Genomic DNA, 4,006 nt, shown 5'->3' on the forward strand with positions numbered 1-4,006 from the left:
GCGCGGGGTCGTCGAGCAGGTCGAGCTCGGCGAGCGGACCGCGCGCCCCGTCCGGCGCGGCGTAGTCGCCCCACGCGTCGGGCGCGAGCGCGAGCAGCTCGAGCACCCGGGTCCCGCGCCTCGCGAGCTCGCGCGCGAGCCGTCCGAGCTCCTCGGCGAGCGGGAGCGGGCCGGCCCCGAGCGGCGACGCGAGGCACGCGATGAGCACGACGGCGTCGCCTCCCAGGCTGCCGGCGCGGATCGCGCGGGCGATCGCGGTCGCGGAGCGCCGCTCGGGCAGGTCGACGACCATCGGCATGCCGGAGCGGCCTCCGGAGAACGGCAGGGCGACGAGCGACGGTGGCTCGACGGGCCCGACTAGCCTGGGCAGCAGGCGCAGCAGCGACTGCGGTGTTCGGATCTTCACGGTCTCCATGCCGGGAGGGTGCGCCATCGCGGCACGGCGCCGCGCACGAGCATCCGGGGACTGTGGAGAACGCCGCTCGAACCTGTTGCGCTATACCCCCCGGGGGTATACGGTCGGGCCATGAGCGGAACGCAGGGACACCCGTCCACCGGTCACGGGCACGAGGAAGCCGAGCGCGAGACGCGCCCGGCGCACGCCCACCACCACGACGTGCACGACGAGCACGGCCGCCCGCGCGACGAGCCCGCAGCGCAGCACCAGCACGTCGCGCACGCGGCGCACGAAGGGCACGCGGCGCACGGAGGGCACGCGGCGCACGGAGGGCACGACGGGCACGCGGGGCACGCGGCGCACGGAGGGCACGACGGGCACGCGAGGCACGCGGGGCACCAAGGGCACGACGGGCACGCGGCGCACGAAGGGCACGCGGCGCACGGCCATCGAGGAGGCAGCGACGGGCACATGGGCCACGCGGGGCACGGCGACCACGTGGCGGTCTACCGGCGCCTGTTCTGGTGGATGCTCGCGCTCGCGGTCCCGACGGTGCTGCTGAGCGAGATGTTCGCCTCGGTGCTCGGCTACCCGCTGCCCGACGTCCCCGGCCTCGCGCTGGTCTCGCCGCTCCTCGGCACCGCGATCTACGTGCTCGGCGGCCGGCCGTTCCTCGTCGGCGCCGTCGACGAGCTGCGCGCGCGGAAGCCCGGCATGATGCTGCTCATCGGCCTCGCGATCACGGTCGCGTTCGTCGCCTCCTGGGCTGCGTCGCTCGGCTTCGCCGAGCACCACCTCGACTTCTGGTGGGAGCTCGCGCTGCTCGTCGTCATCATGCTGCTCGGCCACTGGCTCGAGATGCGCTCGCTCGCGCACACGGCATCCGCGCTCGACTCGCTCGCCGCGCTGCTGCCCGACGAGGCAGAGCGCGAGACGCCGGACGGCATCGAGCGGGTCGCGCCCGACGCGCTGCGCGTGGGCGACGTCGTCGTCGTGCGGCCCGGCGCGCGCGTGCCCGCCGACGGCGCCGTCATCGCCGGCAGCGCGAGCTTCGACGAGTCGATGATCACGGGCGAGTCGCGGCCCGTGACCCGTGAGCCGGGCGACCGCGTGGTCGCCGGCACGGTCGCGACGGACTCGGGGGTGCGGGTGCGCGTCGACGCGATCGGCGACGACACCGCGCTCGCGGGCATCCGCAAGCTCGTCGCGGACGCGCAGGCATCCACCTCGAAGGCGCAGCGGCTCGCGGATCGCGCGGCCGGCTGGCTGTTCTGGTTCGCGCTCGTCGCCGCCGCGATCACCGCGGTCGCGTGGACCCTCGTCGGCGCCCCCGACGACGCGGTCGTGCGGGCCGTCACCGTGCTCGTCATCGCGTGCCCCCACGCGCTCGGCCTCGCGATCCCGCTCGTCGTCTCGATCGCGACCGAGCGCGCCGCTCGCGGCGGCGTGCTCATCGCCGACCGGCTCGCGCTCGAGACGATGCGCGGCATCGACATCGTGCTGTTCGACAAGACCGGCACCCTGACGGCGGGCGAGCCCGCCGTGCTCGAGGTCCACGCGGTCGACGGCGACGCCGACCGGCTGCTCGCGCTCGCCGCTGCGGCCGAGGCCGCGAGCGAGCACCCGCTCGCCCGGGCGATCGTGCGCGCGGCCGAGCAGGCCTCGCTCCCCGTGCCCGGCGCATCCGACTTCACCTCCTCCCCCGCGGTCGGCGTCACCGCCGCGGTCGACGGTGCGCGCGTGCGCGTCGGCGGTCCGCACATGCTCGAGGAGGAGGGGGCGACCGAGCTCACCGCCGTCGAGGCGTGGCGCGCCGAGGGAGCGATCATCCTGCACGTCGTCGTCGACGGACGGGTGGCGGGCGCGCTCCGGCTCGCCGACGCCATCCGCCCCGAGTCGCGGCAGGCGGTGGATGCGCTGCACGCGCTCGGCCTCGAGGTCGGCATGATCACGGGCGACGCGGAGGCGGTCGCGCAGTCGGTCGCGCGCGAGCTCGGGATCGATCGGGTCGCCGCGAACGTGCGGCCCGAGCACAAGGAGCGGGAGGTCGCGCGCCTGCAGCAGGAAGGGCGGGCCGTCGCGTTCGTCGGGGACGGCGTGAACGACGCGCCCGCGCTCGCGCGCGCCGACGTGGGCCTCGCGATCGGCGCGGGCACCGACGTCGCGATCGCCTCCGCCGACGTGATCCTCGCGAGCTCCGACCCGCGCAGCGTGCTCTCGGTCGTCGAGCTCTCGCGCGCGAGCGCGCGGAAGATGGTGCAGAACCTGTGGTGGGCCGCGGGCTACAACATGGTCGCCGTGCCGCTCGCCGCCGGCGTGCTCGCCCCGCTCGGCTTCGTGCTGCCGATGTCGGTCGGCGCGATCCTGATGTCGCTCTCGACGATCGTGGTGGCGCTCAACGCGCAGCTGCTGCGCCGGCTCGACCTCGACCCCGGTGCGAGCGCCGCCCGCATCCTCGGCGACGAGCGGCCCGCCGACACCCGGGCGGAGGTCGATAGCGTGTCGGCATGATGCGCACCCGACCGCCGCTCCAGGGCTCCTTCGGGGCCGTCGCCTCGACCCACTGGCTCGCCTCCGCGAGCGGCATGGCGGTGCTCGAGCGCGGCGGCAACGCCGCCGACGCGGCCGCCGCCGCGGGCTTCGTGCTGCACGTCGTCGAGCCGCACCTCAACGGCCCCGGCGGCGACCTGCCCGCGATCGTGCGCGTCCCGGGCCGGGAGCCCGAGGTGCTGTGCGGCCAGGGCGTGACGCCTGCCGCCGCGACCATCGAGCGGATGCGGCAGGAGGGCATCGCGCACATCCCCGGCACGGGTCTCCTCGCGGCCGTCGTCCCGGGTGCGGTGCCCGCGTGGTTCGCGCTGCTGCGCGACCACGGCACGTGGGCGCCCGCCGACGTGCTCGCGTTCGCGATCGAGCTCGCCGAGCGCGGCCACCGCGTGCTGCCGCGCGTCGCGCGCACGATCGCGGGCCGCGCCGCGTTCTTCCGCGAGCACTGGCCCGCGTCGGCGGCGCTGTGGGCCGACCCGGCGCCGGAGCCGTGGGACGTCATCCGCAACCCCGCGCTCGCGGCCACCTACCGCCGCCTCGCCGACGCCGGCCGAGGGCTCGGGCGCGAGGCCGCGTGCGACGCGGCGATCGCCGCGTGGAGCGAGGGCTTCGTGGCAGAGGCGGTCGACCGGCACGCGCGCGAGGAGGCGATGGACTCGAGCGGCGCCGCCCACGCTGGCCTGCTCACGGGCGACGACCTCGCCGCGTGGCGCCCCTCGTGGGAGCCGACCGTCGCGATGCCGTGGCGCGGCACGACCGTGCACAAGGCGGGCGCGTGGTCGCAGGGCCCCGCGCTGCTCGAGGCGCTCGGCGTCGCCGATCCGCTCCTGCCCGAGCGGGCGGAGGCGTTCGACGCCGACATCGTGCACGTCGCCGCCGAGGCGACGAAGCTCGCCCTCGCCGATCGCGACGCGTGGTTCGGCGACGGCGCCGACCTCGACCGGCTCCTCGACCCCGGCTACCTCGCCGAGCGGCGCGCGCTCATCGGCGATCGCGCCTCGCTCGAGCTGCGGCCGGGCGCGCTGCGCGGCGAACCGCGCCTCGCGGCGGTCGAGGCGGTCG

The 4,006-nt window shown here is 76.6% G+C and carries 2 protein-coding genes and 1 pseudogene; 2 read left to right on the forward strand and 1 reads right to left on the reverse strand.

The features are described from left to right. A pseudogene (locus tag NWP09_RS12060) lies at positions 1–415 on the reverse strand (hypothetical protein); the annotation flags it as partial. Positions 416–526: 111 nt separating this feature from the next. Here NWP09_RS12060 and NWP09_RS12065 point away from each other — a divergent pair. Next, positions 527–2,908, forward strand: coding sequence for a heavy metal translocating P-type ATPase (locus tag NWP09_RS12065; protein WP_258275747.1), 2,382 nt, complete (start codon positions 527–529; stop codon positions 2,906–2,908). Beyond that, positions 2,905–4,006: gamma-glutamyltransferase (locus NWP09_RS12070; protein ID WP_258275748.1), on the forward strand; the 1,102-nt coding region annotated here is incomplete at its 3' end. The genes NWP09_RS12065 and NWP09_RS12070, both read left to right, overlap by 4 nt.

It is taken from the genome of Agrococcus sp. HG114, from assembly GCF_024723325.1.
Lineage (GTDB): Bacteria > Actinomycetota > Actinomycetes > Actinomycetales > Microbacteriaceae > Agrococcus.